The organism is Paracoccus sphaerophysae, from assembly GCF_000763805.1.
GTDB lineage: Bacteria > Pseudomonadota > Alphaproteobacteria > Rhodobacterales > Rhodobacteraceae > Paracoccus > Paracoccus sphaerophysae.
Map to the genome: position 1 here is coordinate 18,942 of NZ_JRKS01000030.1, position 16,176 is coordinate 35,117.

General features: G+C 69.1%; 16 protein-coding genes. 8 read left to right on the plus strand and 8 right to left on the minus strand.

Annotated features, from left to right (window positions below):
• Nucleotides 1-13 precede the first annotated feature (13 nt).
• Nucleotides 14-472: an Lrp/AsnC family transcriptional regulator gene (locus IC63_RS09970; RefSeq protein WP_036719719.1), complete on the minus strand. Its 459-nt coding sequence runs from the start codon at nt 470-472 to the stop codon at nt 14-16.
• Complete coding sequence (locus IC63_RS09975) at nt 469-924, minus strand: Lrp/AsnC family transcriptional regulator (protein ID WP_036719721.1); 456 nt, start codon at nt 922-924, stop codon at nt 469-471. The genes IC63_RS09970 and IC63_RS09975 overlap by 4 nt, the downstream gene beginning before the upstream one ends.
• 126 nt (nt 925-1,050) lie before the next feature.
• On the opposite strand from IC63_RS09975, the gene ilvC reads away from it, so the two are divergent.
• Nucleotides 1,051-2,073 carry a ketol-acid reductoisomerase gene (gene ilvC, locus IC63_RS09980; RefSeq protein WP_036719724.1) on the plus strand — a complete coding sequence of 341 codons (1,023 nt, stop codon included), beginning with the start codon at nt 1,051-1,053 and terminating at the stop codon, nt 2,071-2,073.
• Between the two features lie 144 nt (nt 2,074-2,217).
• A complete protein-coding gene (locus IC63_RS09985; protein ID WP_036719727.1) occupies nt 2,218-2,850 on the plus strand; it encodes a heme-binding beta-barrel domain-containing protein in 633 nt (210 codons plus the stop codon).
• A gap of 4 nt (nt 2,851-2,854) precedes the next feature.
• Here the strand turns inward: IC63_RS09985 and IC63_RS09990 are convergent, their stop codons facing one another.
• Both IC63_RS09990 and dnaE read right to left on the minus strand, forming a co-directional pair.
• Nucleotides 2,855-3,112 carry a DUF333 domain-containing protein gene (locus tag IC63_RS09990; RefSeq protein ID WP_036719730.1) on the minus strand — a complete coding sequence of 86 codons (258 nt, stop codon included), beginning with the start codon at nt 3,110-3,112 and terminating at the stop codon, nt 2,855-2,857.
• A 70-nt stretch (nt 3,113-3,182) separates the two neighbouring features.
• Nucleotides 3,183-6,656, minus strand: coding sequence for a DNA polymerase III subunit alpha (gene dnaE / locus IC63_RS09995; protein ID WP_036719733.1), 3,474 nt, complete (start codon nt 6,654-6,656; stop codon nt 3,183-3,185).
• A gap of 162 nt (nt 6,657-6,818) precedes the next feature.
• Here dnaE and IC63_RS10000 point away from each other — a divergent pair, with 162 nt between their 5' ends.
• From IC63_RS10000 to IC63_RS10020, 5 genes are all read left to right on the plus strand, one after another.
• On the plus strand, nt 6,819-8,342 hold the full coding sequence (locus IC63_RS10000; protein WP_036719735.1) for an ABC transporter ATP-binding protein: 1,524 nt from the start codon (nt 6,819-6,821) through the stop codon (nt 8,340-8,342).
• Entirely contained in the window at nt 8,329-9,405 is a 1,077-nt protein-coding gene (locus IC63_RS10005) for an ABC transporter permease (RefSeq protein WP_036719737.1), read from the plus strand. The genes IC63_RS10000 and IC63_RS10005 overlap by 14 nt, the downstream gene beginning before the upstream one ends.
• Entirely contained in the window at nt 9,402-10,289 is an 888-nt protein-coding gene (locus IC63_RS10010) for an ABC transporter permease (RefSeq protein ID WP_036719739.1), read from the plus strand. Before IC63_RS10005 ends, IC63_RS10010 begins: the two co-directional genes overlap by 4 nt.
• 21 nt (nt 10,290-10,310) lie before the next feature.
• Nucleotides 10,311-11,420, plus strand: a complete 1,110-nt coding sequence (locus tag IC63_RS10015) for a BMP family ABC transporter substrate-binding protein (RefSeq protein ID WP_036719741.1) — start codon at nt 10,311-10,313, stop codon at nt 11,418-11,420.
• Nucleotides 11,421-11,564: 144 nt separating this feature from the next.
• Nucleotides 11,565-11,816 carry a hypothetical protein gene (locus IC63_RS10020; RefSeq protein ID WP_036719743.1) on the plus strand — a complete coding sequence of 84 codons (252 nt, stop codon included), beginning with the start codon at nt 11,565-11,567 and terminating at the stop codon, nt 11,814-11,816.
• A 75-nt stretch (nt 11,817-11,891) separates the two neighbouring features.
• Here IC63_RS10020 and IC63_RS10025 read toward each other — a convergent pair whose 3' ends face one another.
• The 4 genes from IC63_RS10025 to ndk form a co-directional block, all read right to left on the minus strand.
• Nucleotides 11,892-12,128: an acyl carrier protein gene (locus IC63_RS10025; RefSeq protein ID WP_036719746.1), complete on the minus strand. Its 237-nt coding sequence runs from the start codon at nt 12,126-12,128 to the stop codon at nt 11,892-11,894.
• Between the two features lie 174 nt (nt 12,129-12,302).
• Nucleotides 12,303-13,040 (minus strand): 3-oxoacyl-ACP reductase FabG, encoded by a 738-nt coding sequence (gene fabG, locus IC63_RS10030; RefSeq protein ID WP_036719749.1) that lies wholly within the window; start codon nt 13,038-13,040, stop codon nt 12,303-12,305.
• Nucleotides 13,041-13,102: 62 nt separating this feature from the next.
• On the minus strand, nt 13,103-14,029 hold the full coding sequence (gene fabD, locus IC63_RS10035; protein ID WP_036719752.1) for an ACP S-malonyltransferase: 927 nt from the start codon (nt 14,027-14,029) through the stop codon (nt 13,103-13,105).
• Nucleotides 14,030-14,207: 178 nt separating this feature from the next.
• A complete protein-coding gene (gene ndk, locus IC63_RS10040; RefSeq protein WP_036719754.1) occupies nt 14,208-14,630 on the minus strand; it encodes a nucleoside-diphosphate kinase in 423 nt (140 codons plus the stop codon).
• 291 nt (nt 14,631-14,921) lie between these two features.
• Between ndk and IC63_RS19095 the strand changes: the two genes are divergently transcribed.
• Nucleotides 14,922-16,176 (plus strand): calcium-binding protein (locus tag IC63_RS19095; protein ID WP_408633554.1); only part of this gene is annotated, 1,255 nt, incomplete at its 3' end.

A 16,176-nucleotide genomic window follows, 5' to 3' on the forward strand; every position in this document is an offset into this window, starting at 1 on the left:
ACCGCCCGACGCCTCAGCCCAGCGGGCCGGGGCGGTGTTCCTCGGACAAGACGACGTTCGCCTCGACCTGGCCCACGGCGGGTAGGGTCATGATCCGGCGGCGCAAGATGCGTTCGAAATCGGGGATGTCACGGGCGACGATCCGCAGGCGATAGTCGAAGCGGCCCAGGACGTGCTGGATGGTCTGCACCTCGGGGATGGCGCTGGCCGCGCGTTCGAAAGCGTCGAGGTCGAGCCGGCCCTTTGCGGCCAGCCGCACGCCCAGGAACACCGTCACGGTAAACCCCAGCGCCGCGCGGTCCACGACGATCCGCCGCCCGGCCAGCACGCCGGCATCGGTCAGCCGCCTGATCCGCCGCCACGCCGCCGGCTGGGTCAGGCCGACCCCGCGCCCGATCTCGGCCGCGCCCTGGGTGGCATCGGCCGCCAGCAGACGCAGCATCGCGCGGTCGGTGTCGTCGAGGTCGATCACAACGGCAACTCGCTGCTGTCCTTGAGGGTCGAGACGAGCATCAGCGGCTCGATATCGGTGACGTGGGGCAAGGGCAGGATGCGGTCGCGATAGACCTGCTGCCAGTGCGCCATGTCGCGGGCGATCACCGACAGGCGGATATCGACCGAGCCGAGGAAGGTCTGGATCTCGGTGACCTCGGGCACCGCGCGCGCGGCGGCGGTGAAGGCATCAAAGGCGCGGGGTTCGGTCTTGTCGAGGGTGAAGCGCAGGCTGACCTCGACCGCATAGCCCAGCGCCCGCCAGTCGATCCGGGTCTCGACGGCGCGCAGCACGCCGCGTTCGCGCAGCCGTTCCAACCGCCGCCACAGTGTGGCTGCCGTGACGCCGGCGCGGTCGGCCAGCGTGGCGTTGTCGGCATCGGGATCGGCCAGAAGCTGGCGGAGGATGCGGCGGTCGGTGTCGTCGAGCATGATTTTATGATTATTGCAGTTAAGTCTGCATGATATTTTCGTATTTGGTCTCTTTTCTGCGAAGATTGCAATTCGAAGCAGGGCGCCAGTGGCTAGATTGCCCGCAGCATCAAATCGGAGAGACCCATGCGCGTTTACTATGACCGCGACTGCGACGTGAACCTGATCAAGGACAAGAAGATCGCCATCCTGGGCTATGGCTCGCAGGGTCACGCCCACGCGCTGAACCTGCGCGATTCGGGCGCCAAGAACGTCGTCGTGGCGCTGCGCGAGGGCTCGCCGTCCAAGGCCAAGGCCGAGGGCGAGGGGCTGCAGGTCATGGACATCGCCGAGGCCGCCAAATGGGCCGACCTGATCATGTTCACCATGCCCGATGAGCTGCAGGCCGAGACCTACAGGAAATACGTCCATGACAACCTGCGCGAGGGCGCCGCGATCGCGTTCGCCCACGGGCTGAACGTGCATTTCGGCCTGATCGAGCCGAAGAAGGGCGTCGACGTCATCATGATGGCGCCGAAGGGCCCGGGCCACACGGTGCGCGGTGAATACGTCAAGGGCGGCGGCGTGCCCTGCCTCGTCGCGGTCCACAACGACGCCTCGGGCAAGGCGATGGACCTCGCGCTCAGCTACTGCTCGGCGATCGGCGGCGGCCGCTCGGGCATCATCGAGACGAACTTCCGCGAAGAGTGCGAGACCGACCTCTTCGGCGAGCAGGCGGTGCTGTGCGGCGGCCTGGTCGAGCTGATCCGCATGGGCTTCGAGACGCTGGTCGAGGCGGGCTATGAACCCGAGATGGCCTATTTCGAGTGCCTGCACGAGGTGAAGCTGATCGTGGACCTGATCTACGAAGGCGGCATCGCCAACATGAACTATTCGATCTCGAACACCGCCGAGTACGGCGAGTATGTCTCGGGCCCCCGCATCCTGCCCTACGACGAGACGAAGGCGCGGATGAAAGAGGTGCTGCGCGACATCCAGACCGGGAAGTTCGTGCGCGACTTCATGCAGGAGAACGCGGTCGGCCAGCCGTCGTTCAAGGCGACCCGCCGGATCAACGACGAACACCAGATCGAGCAGGTCGGCGCCAAGCTGCGCGAGATGATGCCGTGGATCTCGAAGGGCAAGATGGTGGACCGCGCCCGGAACTGATCCGGCGGGACCAAGGGGGCCTCGGGCCCCCGGCCGGTCCGGTCCGGCCATGAGAGAGAGGTGCGCCCGCCGTGGCGCCCCTTGGCCTTGCCGGGCGGCTGCAGGGGCGGCAAGCTGGCCGGGCGAGCGCAGCCGAGGACCGCCATGACCCTGACCCAGCCCCCTCACCCCGGCATCTTCGACGAACCGCCGGTCGCGCCCGACACCCTGTCCCACCTCGGGCCGCTGCGCGGTCTGGCGGGGCGGTGGCAGGCGGCGAAGGGCGTGGACACCAGCCCCAGGGCCGACGGACCCGAGACGAAGCCCTATGTCGAGCACGCCAGCTTCGATGTGATCGACGGGCAAACGAACGGCCCGCAGCTGTTCTACGGGCTGCGCTATCACATGCACATCAACACCCCCGACGAGAAGATCACCTTCCACGACCAGATCGGCTACTGGCTGTGGGAGCCCGCGACCGGGCTGCTCTTGCAAAGCGTGACCATCCCCCGAGGGCAGGCGCTGCTGGCGCAGGGGCACGCCGGCGCAGACGACCGCAGCTTCACGGTCGAGGCGGTGCGCGGCGCCACGACCAACGGCATCGCGTCGAACCCGTTTCTGGACCAGAACTTCCGCACCGACCGCTACCGCTGCGCGATCACGCTGCACGACGACGACAGCTGGTCCTATCGGCTGGACACCACGCTGATGGTCGAGGGCAAGGCGTTCGACCACCACGACACCAACCGGCTGTGCCGGGTCGGGCCGCCGCAGCCGAACCCGCTCGACGCGGGGTGAGGCGTCACAGGTCGTTGTGGCTGTTGAGCAGCTCGGCGGCCGAGACGGTGCGGCCGTCGCTCATCCGGCACAGATCGGCGCGGCGGCCGCCGGCTGTGCGGTGGATCACGGTGCCGCCGGTGCCCTGGCAATAGAGCGCCGCCGGATCGACGATGGCGGCCGAGGGCGCAGCGGCGCCGGTGCGGACCGTGGTGGCCGGGGCGCCGCAGGCGGCAAGCGCCAGCAGGGCGGGGGCGAGGGCGGCGAGGCGGATCAGGCGCACGGGGTGTCCTTTCGGGGGCGGCGTTGCGCTCAGTCTGCCCGGCGGGGGCACAGGGGGCAATGGCGCGGCGTCATTCCTCGGTCACGTCGATCACGCCCTCGACCGCGCGCAGGGTCTGGCGCATCCGCGGCGTCACCGGCACGTCGTCGCCGACCTGCACGTCATAGACCGTGTTGCCATCCCGCACCCGCATCAGCAGCGGGCCGCGGCCCTTGGCGGACACCGCCATCTCGGCCGTCACCGCGCGCAGCCGGTCCAGCACCGCGACGGCGGTGCGGGCGTCGGCGATCTCGACCGCGAGCAACCCCGAGCCCGCATCCGCCACCGCGTCCTCCAGCGCCTGCACGCCGCGGGCCAGCATCTTGACCTGATCGAACGAGGGTTCGGCGTTCACCGTCAGCAGGACGTTCATCCCCGGTTCCAGCAAGCTGCGATGGGCGTCGAGCGTGTCGGAAAACACCGTCGCCTCGTAAAGCCCGGTCGGGTCGGACAGGGTGACGAAGGCATAGCGGGTGCCCTTGGCGGATTTCTTTTCCGCCCGCGCCGCCACGGTCCCCGCGATCTGGGCGACCAGCGGGCCGTCGGCCGAGGCCGCCTGCACCTCGGCCAGCGTCATCGCGCCCTTGCGCTTCAGCGCCGGCAGGTAGTCGTCCAGCGGGTGGCCCGAGAGGTAGAAGCCGATCGCCGTGCGCTCCTCGGCCAGCTTCTCGGCGGGCATCCAGACCGGGGCCAGTGCCGGGCGGGGCGGCGGCAGGTCCTCGCCCCCGCCGAACAGCGAGTTCTGGCTGCTCCCCGCGGCCTCCTGCACCGCCGCCGACCAGGCGACCAGCGCGTCCAGCGATTTCAGCACCCGCGCGCGGTTCGCGTCCAGCTCGTCGAAGGCGCCGGCACGGGCCAGCATTTCCAGCGCCCGCTTGCCGATCTGCTTCATCGGCACCCGGCGGGCAAAGTCGGTCAGATCGGCGAAGGGCCGGTCGCCGCGCGCCGCGACCAGCTGGCGCATCGCCTCGAGCCCCACGTTCTTCAACGCCCCCAGCGCATAGACGATCCGGCCCTCGCTGACCGAGAAGGTCGGCTGCGAGAGGTTCACCGAGGGCGGGATCACCTCGATCCCCATGCGGTCGACCTCGCGCCGGTAGACGGCCAGCTTGTCGGTCAGGTGGATGTCGCAGTTCATCACCGCGGCCATGAACTCGACCGGGTGATTGGCCTTGAGCCAGGCGGTCTGATAGCTGACCACCGCATAGGCCGCCGCGTGCGACTTGTTGAAACCGTAATTGGCGAATTTCTCGAGCAGGTCGAAGACCTCGCCGGCCTTTTTCGCGTCCACGCCCTGGGCGACGCAGCCGTCGACGAACTTGGGACGCTCCTTGGCCATCTCCTCGGCGATCTTCTTGCCCATCGCCCGCCGCAGCAGGTCGGCGCCGCCGAGCGAATAGCCCGCCATGACCTGCGCGATCTGCATCACCTGTTCCTGATAGACGATGATGCCCTGGGTTTCGGCCAGGATGTGATCGATGGACGGATGGATCGATTCGAGCGGCCGGACCCCGTTCTTGACGTCGCAATAGGTCGGGATGTTCTCCATCGGGCCGGGACGATAAAGCGCCACCAGCGCCACGATATCCTCGATGCAGGTGGGCTTCATGCGCCGCAGCGCGTCCATCATCCCCGAGGATTCCACCTGGAATACCGCCACCGTGCGGGCGCTGGCGAACAGGCGATAGGAGGCCTCGTCGTCCAGCGGGATCAGGTTGATCTCGTCCACCGCGCCCTCGGGCGGGTCGTAGAGCCGGCGTCCGTCGGCGGCGATATGCAGGTGACGGCCGCCGGCGCGGATCAGGTCCACGGCGTTCTGGATCACCGTCAGGGTCTTCAGGCCGAGGAAGTCGAACTTGACCAGCCCCGCCTGCTCGACCCACTTCATGTTGAACTGCGTGGCCGGCATGTCCGAGCCGGGGTCGCGGTAGAGCGGCACGAGTTGGTCGAGCGGCCGGTCCCCGATCACCACGCCGGCCGCGTGGGTCGAGGCGTTGCGCAGCAGCCCCTCGACCTGGGCCGCGTAGTCCAGCATCCGCTTGACGTTCTCTTCGGCGGCGGCGGCTTCGCGCAGGCGGGGCTCGTCGGCCAGCGCCTTGGTGATGCTGACCGGCTTGACGCCTTCGACCGGGATCATCTTCGACAGCCGGTCGCGCTGGGTGAAGCCCATGCCCAGCACCCGCCCCACGTCATGGACCGCCGCCTTGGACAGCAGCGCGCCGAAGGTGATGATCTGGCCGACCTTTTCCCGCCCGTATTTCTGGCAGACGTAGTCGATGACCTCTTCGCGGCGGTCCATGCAGAAGTCGATGTCGAAGTCCGGCATCGACACCCGTTCCGGGTTCAGGAAGCGTTCGAACAGCAGCGAATAGCGCAGCGGGTCGAGATCGGTGATGGTCAGCGCATAGGCCACCAGGCTGCCCGCCCCCGACCCCCGCCCCGGCCCGACCGGGATGCCGTTCTGCTTGGCCCATTTGATGAAGTCGGCGACGATCAGGAAATAGCCGGGGAAGCCCATCTGCTCGATGATTCCCAGCTCGAAATCCAGCCGGGCCTGGTATTCCTCGACGCTGACGGCGTGAGGGATCACCGCCAGCCGGGCGGCCAGCCCCTCGCGCGCCTGCCGGCGCAGTTCATCGACCTCGTCCTCGGCAAAGCGGGGCAGGATCGGCTTGTGCCTGGCGACGGCAAAGGCGCAGCGGCGGGCGATCTCGACGGTGTTCAGCGTCGCCTCGGGCAAGTCGGCGAACAGCACCGCCATGTCCTCGGCCGACTTGAAGTCGTGGTTGGCGGTCAGGCGGCGGCGCGGGGCGGCCTGATCGACCAGCGTCTTGTCGCGGATGCAGATCAGCGCGTCATGGGCGCCGAACATCGCCGGATCGGCGAAATGCACGTCGTTGGTGGCGACCAGCGGCAGGTTCAGCGCATAGGCGAGGTCGATCATCCCGCCTTCGGACGCGGCCTCGGCCGGCATTATCTGGCCGTTGTCCTGCATGTGGCGTTGCAGTTCGACATACAGCCGGTCGCCGAACATCGCCGCCAGATCGCGCAGATGCGATTCCGCGTCGGTCATCTTGCCGGCCTGCACCATCTGGCCCAAGGGGCCGCCCGCCCCGCCGGTCAGGCAGATCAGCCCGCCCGCATGGGCGGCCAGTTCAGCCATCGTCACATGGGGAAAATCCCGCGGCGGCGTGACATACAGGCAGGTGGACAGCGCCATCAGGTTCATCCAGCCGTCGCGGTCCTGCGCCAGCAGCACGACCGGGCCGCAGGCGGGGCCGGCGTCCAGCGTGACCTGGCAGCCGACGATGGGCTGCACGCCCTCGTCCATCGCCTTGACGGAAAACTCCAGCGCCGCGAACAGCGCGTTGGTGTCGGTCAGCGCGACCGCGGGCATGGCGTGTTTCGCCGCCAGCCCGGCCAGTTTCTTGACCGGGATCGCGCCTTCCAGCAGCGAATGTTCGGAATGGCAGCGCAGGTGGATGAATCGGGGCAGATCGGTCATGGCCCGGACTTAGCATCGCCGTGCCCGCTGCCCAAGCGTCCCGGCGCCCCGGGATGCAGGCGAAGACAGTTTTCGCCGTTTCCGCCGACTGCCGGCCGGTTTAGGTGATTGTCGCATAACGGAATCGGTCTAACCTCGGCCGACCGACAGACGGGAGCCGACGTGACCGCCAGCGATCTGTTCCAGGCCCAGGGCCTGACCAAGACCTATCCCGGCGTCCGCGCCAACGATGACGTGTCGTTCTCGGTCAGGCCCGGGGAAATCCACGCGCTGCTGGGCGAAAACGGCGCCGGCAAGTCCACGCTGGTCAAGATGATCTATGGTCTCGTGCGGCCGGATGCAGGGCGGATGACGCTGGACGGCCGCCCCCACGCGCCGGCCGATCCGCGCGCGGCGCGGGGTGCGGGCGTCGGCATGGTGTTCCAGCATTTCAGCCTGTTCGACGCGCTGAGCGTGGCGGAAAACATCGCCTTGGGGATGGACGCACCGCCGCCGCGCGCCGAACTGTCGCGCCGCATCGCCGATGTCAGCGCCGCCTACGGCCTGCCGCTGAACCCCTCGCGCCGCGTGGCGAGCCTGTCGGCCGGCGAACGCCAGCGGGTCGAGATCGTGCGCTGCCTTCTGGGCAGGCCGCGGCTGCTGATCATGGACGAGCCGACCAGCGTGCTGACCCCGCAAGAGGCGGAAATCCTGTTCGCCACCCTGCGCCAGCTGGCCGCGCAGGGGGTGGCGATCCTGTATATCTCGCACAAGCTGGAAGAAATCCGCACCCATTGCGACCGCGCCACCATCCTGCGCCACGGCCGCGTCGTGGGCACGGTGACGCCGCGCGACCATTCGGCCCGCGAACTCGCCGCGATGATGGTCGGGGCCGAGATGCGGGTCGTGGACCGCTCGGGCCGGCAGGCGGGCGAGGTGGTGCTGGAAGTCGCGGGGCTGACCTCGGCCGCGGGTCTGGACGGCACGCCGCTGCGGGAGGTGGGGTTTGCGGTGCGCGCGGGGGAGATCCTCGGCATCGGTGGCGTCGCCGGCAACGGGCAGGAGGAGCTGATCGCCGCGCTGTCCGGCGAGACCACCGGCCGCCCCGGCACGGTGCGGCTGGGCGGGGCGGATGTCTCGGCGCTCGGCCCCGAGGCGCGGCGGCGCGCGGGGCTGCTGGCTGCGCCCGAGGACCGGCTGGGCCACGCCGCCGTCCCCGAGATGAGCCTGACCGAGAACGCCATCCTGACCGCCGCGACGCGCCAGCAGCTCGTGCGCGGCGGGCTGATCGACCACGCCGCCGCGCGGCGCTTTGCGGAACGGGTGATCGCCGAGTTCGACGTGCGGACTCCGGGACCGGGGACGGCGGCGGGCGCCCTGTCCGGCGGCAACCTGCAGAAATACGTCATCGGCCGCGAAATCCTGCAAGAACCCCGCGCGCTGGTGGTGAACCAGCCGACCTGGGGCGTGGACGCCTCTGCCGCCGCCGCGATCCGGCAGGCGCTGCTGGACCTGGCCGCGCGCGGTGCGGCGGTGGTGGTCATCAGCCAGGACCTCGACGAGCTGCTGGAACTGTCCGACCGCTTCGCCGCCCTGAACGAGGGGCGGCTGTCGGCTCCGGTCCCGACCGAGGGGCTGACGGTGGAACAGATCGGCCTGATGCTGGGCGGCGCCCACGGGATGGAGGTCGCCCATGTTGCGGCTTGAGCCGCGCACCGCCGCGCCCTGGTGGCTGGGGCTGGCCGCTCCGGTGCTGGCGGTGCTGGCGACGATGCTGGCAGGCGGGCTGCTGTTTGCGCTGATGGGGTTCGACCCGGTGGCGGCGATCCGCACGATCTTCTGGGACCCGCTCTTCGGCCCTGCCGCCGGCTATTCCCGCCCGCAGCTGCTGGTCAAGGCCGGGCCGCTGGTTCTGATCGCCTGCGGACTCGCGGTGGGCTTTCGCGCCGGCATCTGGAACATCGGCGCCGAGGGGCAATATATCGTCGGAGGCATCTGCGGCGCCGCCGTGGCGCTGGCGGCCTATCCGGCCGAGGGGGCGTGGATCTTCCCGGCGATGGTGCTGGCTGGCGCCGCCGGAGGCTGGGCCTGGGGGATGATCCCGGCGGTGCTGCGGAACCGCTTTGGGGCGTCCGAGATCCTCGTCTCGCTGATGCTGGTCTATGTGGCGCAGAAGCTGGCCGCCTGGGCCGCCTTTGGCCCGATGCGAAACCCCGAGGGCTTCGGCATGCCCGGATCGCGCAACCTGCAGCAATACCCGCCCGCAGCGAACCCCGAGCTGATCGCCGGCACCGGCATCCACTGGGGCGTGGTGGCCGCCGGTGTCGCCGTGCTGGCGACCTGGCTGCTGATGAGCCGCCACATCCGCGGCTTTCACATCCGCGCCGCCGGCATGGCCCCGCGCGCCGCCCGCTTCGCGGGCGTCCGCCCCGAGGCGCTGGTCGCCTTCTGCCTGGGCCTGTCGGGGGCGCTGGCCGGGATGGCGGGGCTGTTCGAGGCCGCCGGCCCTGGCGGGCAGATCACCGACAGCTTCGGGTCGGGCTACGGCTTCACCGCGATCATCGTGGCGTTCCTCGGCCGGCTGCACCCGCTGGGCATCCTGCTGGCCGGGCTGCTGCTGGCGCTGACCTATATCGGCGGGGAACTGGCGCAGCTGATGCTGTCGCTGCCGGCGGCGACGGTGCAGGTGTTCCAGGGGATGCTGCTGTTCTTCCTGCTGGCCTTCGACACGCTGACCCGGTTCCGCATCCGCTGGGGGAAAGCCGCATGATCCTCGACTGGACCACCTTCCTGCTGTTGCTCTCTGCCGCGACGCCGATCCTGCTGGCTGCGCTGGGGGAAACCATCGTGGAACGGGCGGGCGTTCTGAACCTCGGCGTCGAGGGCATGATGATCACCGGCGCGCTGGCCGGGTTTGCCGCGGCCCACGCCACCGGCTCGCCCGCCGCCGGCTTCCTCGGCGGCGCGGTTGCCGGGGCGGCGCTGTCGCTGATCTTCGCGGCGCTGACCCAGTATCTGCTCACCAACCAGGTCGCCACCGGCCTGGCGCTGACGCTGTTCGGGCTGGGGCTGACGGCGATGTTCGGCAAGCCCTACGAGGGCGTCAAGGCGCCCGCCATGCCCGGCGGGCCGCTGGGGATCAACTGGGTCGTCTGGCTGGGCCTCGCGCTGGTGCCGGTGATCTGGCTGGTCCTGAACCGCACCCGCGCCGGCCTCGTCCTGCGCGCGGTGGGCGAGAACCACGACGCCGCCCACGCGCTGGGCTACAAGGTGCGCGGCGTCCGGGTCGCGGCGATCGCCATCGGCGGCGCGCTCGCCGGGCTGGGTGGCGCCTATGTCTCGATCGCCACCGTCCTGCAATGGACCGAGGGGATGACCGCCGGCGCCGGCTGGATCGCGCTGGCCATCGTCGTCTTTGCCGGCTGGAGCCCGTGGGGCGTTCTCGCCGGTGCCTGGTTGTTCGGCGGCGTGACCGTCCTGCAGCTGCGGCTGCAGGCGGCGGGGGTGGCGGTGCCCGTGCAGCTGCTATCGATGGCCCCCTATCTTGCCACGATCCTCGTGCTCGTGGTCATATCGGCCCGTCAGAAATACGCGCGATCGGCCAGCGGCGCGGCCCCCGGTTCGCTGGGCCGCACGTTCCACGCGACGCGATAAAACCCGACAGAGGAGAGTTCCATGACCCGCAGAAGACTTCTGGCCTCGGCCGCCGCGCTGGCCGTGCTGGCGATGCTGCCGGCCCTGCCCGGCACCGCGCAGGCCCAGGGCACCCCGATCCCCGAGGGCGAAAAGCTCAAGGTCGGGTTCATCTATGTCGGCCCGGTGGGCGACGGCGGCTGGTCCTATCAGCACGACGTGGGCCGGCAAGCGATCGAAAAGGAATTCGGCGACCGGGTTGAAACCACCTTCATCGAAAGCGTCCCGGAAGGGGCCGACGCCGAACGCGCCCTGACCCAGCTGGCCCTGGCCGGCAACAAGCTGATCTTCGCGACCAGCTTCGGGTTCATGGACGCCGTCATCAACGTCGCCAAGAAGTTCCCGGACGTGAAGTTCGAGCACGCCACCGGCTACAAGCGGGCCGACAACGTCTCGACCTATGACGCCCGCTTCTACGAAGGCCGGGCGGTGATGGGGACCATCGCGGGGCGGATGACCAAGTCGAACAAGATCGGCTATATCGGGTCGTTCCCGATCCCCGAGGTGGTGCAGGGCATCAACTCGTCCTTCATCCACGCCCGAAAGGTGAACCCGGCGGTCGAGATGAAGGTGGTCTGGGCCTATACCTGGTTCGACCCCGCGAAAGAGGCCGACGCCGCATCGGCCCTGATCGCCGAGGGGGTGGACGTGATCCTGCAACACACCGACTCGACCGCGCCGATGGGCAAGCTGCAAGAGGCGGGCGGCATCGGTTTCGGCCAGGCCTCCGACATGGCGGCGTTCAAGCCGACGCCGCGGGTCAGCGCCATCATCGACAACTGGGCGCCCTACTACGTCAAGCGCGTGGGCGAGGTGCTGGACGGGACCTGGACCAGCTCGGCCACCTGGGCCGGGATCGGCGAGGGCGAGGTCGAGATCGGCGAGATCACCGATGCCGTGCCCCCCGAGGTCAAGGCCGAGGCCGAGGCGCTGCGCGACAAGATCGGCAAGAAAGAATATCACCCCTTCACCGGCCCGCTGAAGAAGGCCGACGGCAGCGAGTGGCTGGCCGACGGCAAGACCGCGACCGACGAAGAGCTGTCGCAGATGAACTTCTTCGTCGAAGGCATCACCGCGCAGATGCCCAAGTAAGGGCCGAGCAATGGACGCCGGGACGGGCGGGGGATTGGGGTCCCGCCCGTTTCCGTTCGGGAAATGCCTTAAATGCCAGCGGTCCTCTCGGCGGATGGGCCGGGGCGGGGTATACAGGCGTGGCTGCTGCCCCGAGGGAAACCCATGCTTCGCAAGACCCTGATGATCGCCGTGACCTGCGCGCTGGCCGCCGCCCCGGCGTTCGCCGCCGCGCCCACCTCCGGCAAGACCACCGGCAAGGACCGCGCCGCGGCCGCCCACGCCGCAGCGACGGCGCGCGGCGCGACCCGCACCCGCGGCGCCGACGGCCAGGCCAAGTCGGCCGAAAAGCGCGGCTATGGGCTGACGCGGCCGCGCGACCCGGCGCCGGCCACTGCGCCCGCACCTGCCAAATAGGGCCTAGCACCAGACCAAAAAAAAAAAAACGGCGCCTGCTTGGGCGCCGTCATTCGTCTGGCAGATATGCGCCCGTCAGGCGGTCGCGGTCGAGATGAACTTCACCGCGTCGCCGAAGGTCTGGATCGTCTCGGCGGCGTCGTCCGGGATCTCGATGCCGAACTCTTCCTCGAAGGCCATGACCAGCTCGACCGTGTCCAGCGAGTCAGCGCCCAGATCGTCAATGAACGATGCGCTCTCGGTCACCTTGTCCTCTTCGACGCCCAGATGCTCGACGACGATCTTCTTCACGCGATCAGCGATATCGCTCATGTCTCGTTCCTCAGTTGCGGGCACTCCGCCCGGATGCGGCCAGTCGTTGAACCAGCGACAGCCGCGGGCGGTTCCGCGCGGCCTTGGCATGGGGATATAGCAACGCCCGCGCCCACTGCAACCGGTTTCACAGCGGCGTGTGCGGGCAAACCCGCCCGCCCGACGGATCGCCCGTCAGATCATCGCCATGCCGCCATTGACGTGCAACGTGGCGCCGGTGACATATCCTGCTTCAGGGCTGGCGAGGAACAGCACCGCAGCGGCGATTTCCTCGGCCGATCCCATGCGGCCGGCGGGGATCTGGGTGAGGATGCGGGATTTCTGGTCGTCCGACAGCTTGCCGGTCATCGCCGTCTCGATGAAGCCAGGGGCCACGCAGTTCACCGTGATCCCGCGCGAGGCGACCTCGTAGGCCAGGCTCTTCGACATCCCCACCAGCCCGGCCTTGGCCGCGGCATAGTTGCCCTGGCCGGGGTTGCCCGTCGCGCCGACGACCGAGGTGATCGACACGATCCGCCCCCAGCGCGCCTTCATCATCCCGCGCAGCACCGCCCGCGCCAGGCGAAAGGACGAGGTCAGGTTCACGTCCAGCACCTGCGCCCATTCCTCGTCCGACATCCGCATGAACAGGTTGTCGCGGGTGATGCCGGCGTTGTTCACGAGGATATCGACCGACCCCATCGCCTCCGCGGCCTGTTTGGGCAGCGCCTCGACCTCGGCCGCATCGCCCAGGTTGGCGGTCACGACATGGGCGCGTTCGCCCAGCGTATCGGCAAGCTCGCGCAGCGGCGCCTCGCGCGTGCCCGACAGAGTCACCGTCGCCCCCGCGCCGTGCAGCGCCGTGGCCACGGCGCCGCCGATGCCTCCCGAAGCGCCGGTGATCAGCGCGGTCTTTCCGGTCAGGTCGAACATCCCGTCCTCGTTTCTTCTTTGTCCAAATATCCCGGGGTCCGGGGCAGCGCCCCGGTCCGGCCTCAGCCCTTGAGGGCCGCGATATCCTGCGGCGTGCCGACGGCGCGGGTCACCGCATCGGGCGCGATGCGCTTGATCATCCCCGACAGGGCCTTGCCGGCCCCGATTTCCCAGAACTCGGTCACGCCCTGGTCGGCCATGAACTGCACGGACTCGCGCCAGCGCACCGATCCGGTCACCTGCTCGGTCAGCAACTGCCGGATCGCGCCGGGCTGCAGCACCGGCTCGGCGCGGACATTGGCGATCAGCGGCACGGCGGGTTCGTGAATATCCACCCCGGCCAGCGCGTCGCTCATCACCGTCGCCGCGGGCTGCATCAGCACGCAGTGGAACGGTGCCGACACCGGCAGCATCAGCGCCCGCTTGGCGCCGCGTTCCTTGGCCAGGGCGGCGGCGCGTTCTACCGCCTCCTTGTGCCCCGAGATCACCACCTGCGCGGGGTCGTTGTCGTTGGCGGCCTGGCAGACCTCGTCGCCCGCCGCCTCGCGGGCGATCTCGTCCACGGTGGCGAAGTCGAGCCCCAGGATCGCCGCCATCGCACCCACGCCGACCGGCACCGCCTCCTGCATTGCGGTGCCGCGGATGCAGAGCAGCCGCGCGGTATCCGACAGGCTGATCGCGCCCGCCGCGCACAGGGCCGAATACTCGCCCAGCGAATGGCCCGCGACATAGGCCGCGTCGGTGATGGCAAAGCCCTCGGCCTCGAGCGCGCGCATGGCGGCGATCGAGGTCGCCATCAGCGCCGGCTGGGCGTTGCGGGTCAGGGTCAGCGTCTCGATGTCGCCGTCCCAGATCAAAGCCGACAGGTTTTCGCCCAGCGCCTCGTCCACCTCGTCAAAGACGGCGCGGGCGGCGGGATAGGCCTCGGCCAGCGCGCGGCCCATGCCGATGGTCTGGGCGCCCTGCCCCGGAAAGACGAATGCGCGCATGTCAGGCTCCTGTCACGTTTCTGACGGGATAGACCGGCGGCGGCGCGCAGGCAACGGGCGCGGCGGAAGCCAGGGGCTTTGCCCCTCGCGCATCCGCGCTCACCCCAGGATATTTCCGCAAAGAAGAAGGGCCGCCTCTGCTGCAGAGGCGGCCCTTGCAGATCAGGGACAGAACGGATCAGCCGACCAGTTCGAGGCCCGAGAAGAAGAAGGCGATCTCGCGCGCCGCCGATTCCGGGCTGTCCGAGCCGTGGACCGAGTTCTCGCCCTTGGACAGCGCGAAGTCCTTGCGGATGGTGCCCGCATCGGCCTGCGCCGGGTCGGTCGCGCCCATCACCTCGCGGTTCTTGGCGATGGCGTTTTCGCCTTCCAGGACCTGCACGACGACAGGCTCCGAGCCCATGAACTCGACCAGCTCGCCATAGAAGGGGCGTTCCTTGTGTTCGGCATAGAAGGCGCCGGCCTGGGCGGGCGACAGGTGGATGCGCTTCGACGCGACGACGCGCAGGCCCGCATCCTCGAATTTGCTGACGATCTTGCCGGTCAGGTTGCGCTTGGTCGCGTCGGGTTTGATGATCGAAAGGGTGCGTTCGACAGCCATGATGTCCTCGTATGGGTCTGGGTGGGCGATTGGCGCGCGCGGTATCACGGGCACCGCGGGTTGGAAACCCCGACCCCGGCGCGGGACCGGCGAATCGGCGCCGGGCAGTCTGAAGCCGCCGCAGCCCGTGTCGAGGCTTTTTGCCGCCGCGGAATTGCGCGCCTTTTAACGAATCCTGTCGGATTGGTCAGGCGAACGACGTTAACCGGTAAAATTGCAGCGATGCGTTAACAGATACTTTTTCTTGGATGCCTTATAGACCTCGCAGTCTCAGCGAGGAAAATCAGTATCATGACCACCGCCATTCTGCCGACCGGCCCGACTCCGACCCCCTATCAGCTCGACTGGGGCGAGGCTGGGATCGTCCTGTCCGGGACCGTTATCTCTTATACCGATTACTGGGCCGCCATCTACGCCATCGATGCCCCATCGGTGCAGATCGACGGCGCCGTCTTCTCGTACGGCGACGGCTACCGCTATACGGGCTCCGAGACGGCGTCGCTGATCGTCGGCGCCACCGGCAGCATCGTCGCCAACGAGGCGGTCACGGCCACCGCGGGCAATCTCATGCACATCATGAACGCGGGCACGCTGAACGGCCGCCTGAACGGGGTCAGCCTCAGCGGCACGCTGGCCGACGAAACGACACTGGCGCCGTTGACGGTGTGGCTGAACAACAGCGGCGACATCTTCGGCGTCGAAGGCGAGGGTTTTCACGTCATCGCCTCGATCGCCTCGGTGCGGATCACCAACACCGGCACGCTGTCGGGCCCCAATTCCGGGGTGTGCATCGAAGGCGACACGGCCACCAACCTGCGGCTGGTAAACCGCGGGTCCATCGTCGGGGCGGTGGAAACCAGCCTGCTCAGCTTTGGCGATGATGACGGGTCGGGCCGCGATCAGGTCACCAACCTCGGCACGATCGACGGCCGCGTCATGCTGAACCAGGGCCACGACACCATTGTCAACGCCGGCAGCATCCTTGGCAACATCGAGGCCGGCAGCGGCTGGGACCTGATCGACAACCGCGCAGGCCTGGTCACCGGCCGGATCCTTGCGGCCGAGGGCAACGACACCATCCGCGCAAGCCTCGTCCACGGCGACAGCGTCTGGGGCGGCGATGGCGACGACCTGCTGCTGGGCGGCGACGCCGACGACTTCCTGCAGGGCGACTGGGGGAATGACCGGCTGCATGGCGATGCCGGCAACGACACCCTGTCGGGATCGGCCGGCAACGACACGCTCGACGGCGGGGCGGGCAGCGACGTGACGGTCGACGGGGACGGCGACGATCTTCACCTGGGGCGCGAGGGCGACGACACCCTGTCCGGGGGCGATGGCAACGACACGTTGAACGGCGGCCTCGGCGACGATGAACTGCAGCTGGGCGGCGGCAACGACCGCGGCATCGGCGCCGAGGGGGACGACCGCCTCGTGGGCGGCGACCGGCTCGACGCGCTGCCGGGCGGGGCCGGCCCCGGTGGGCTGGCCGGCGGGCGCGGCACCGCGGTGTGGCGGGGGGGAGACGAGCACACCGGCGCCGCCG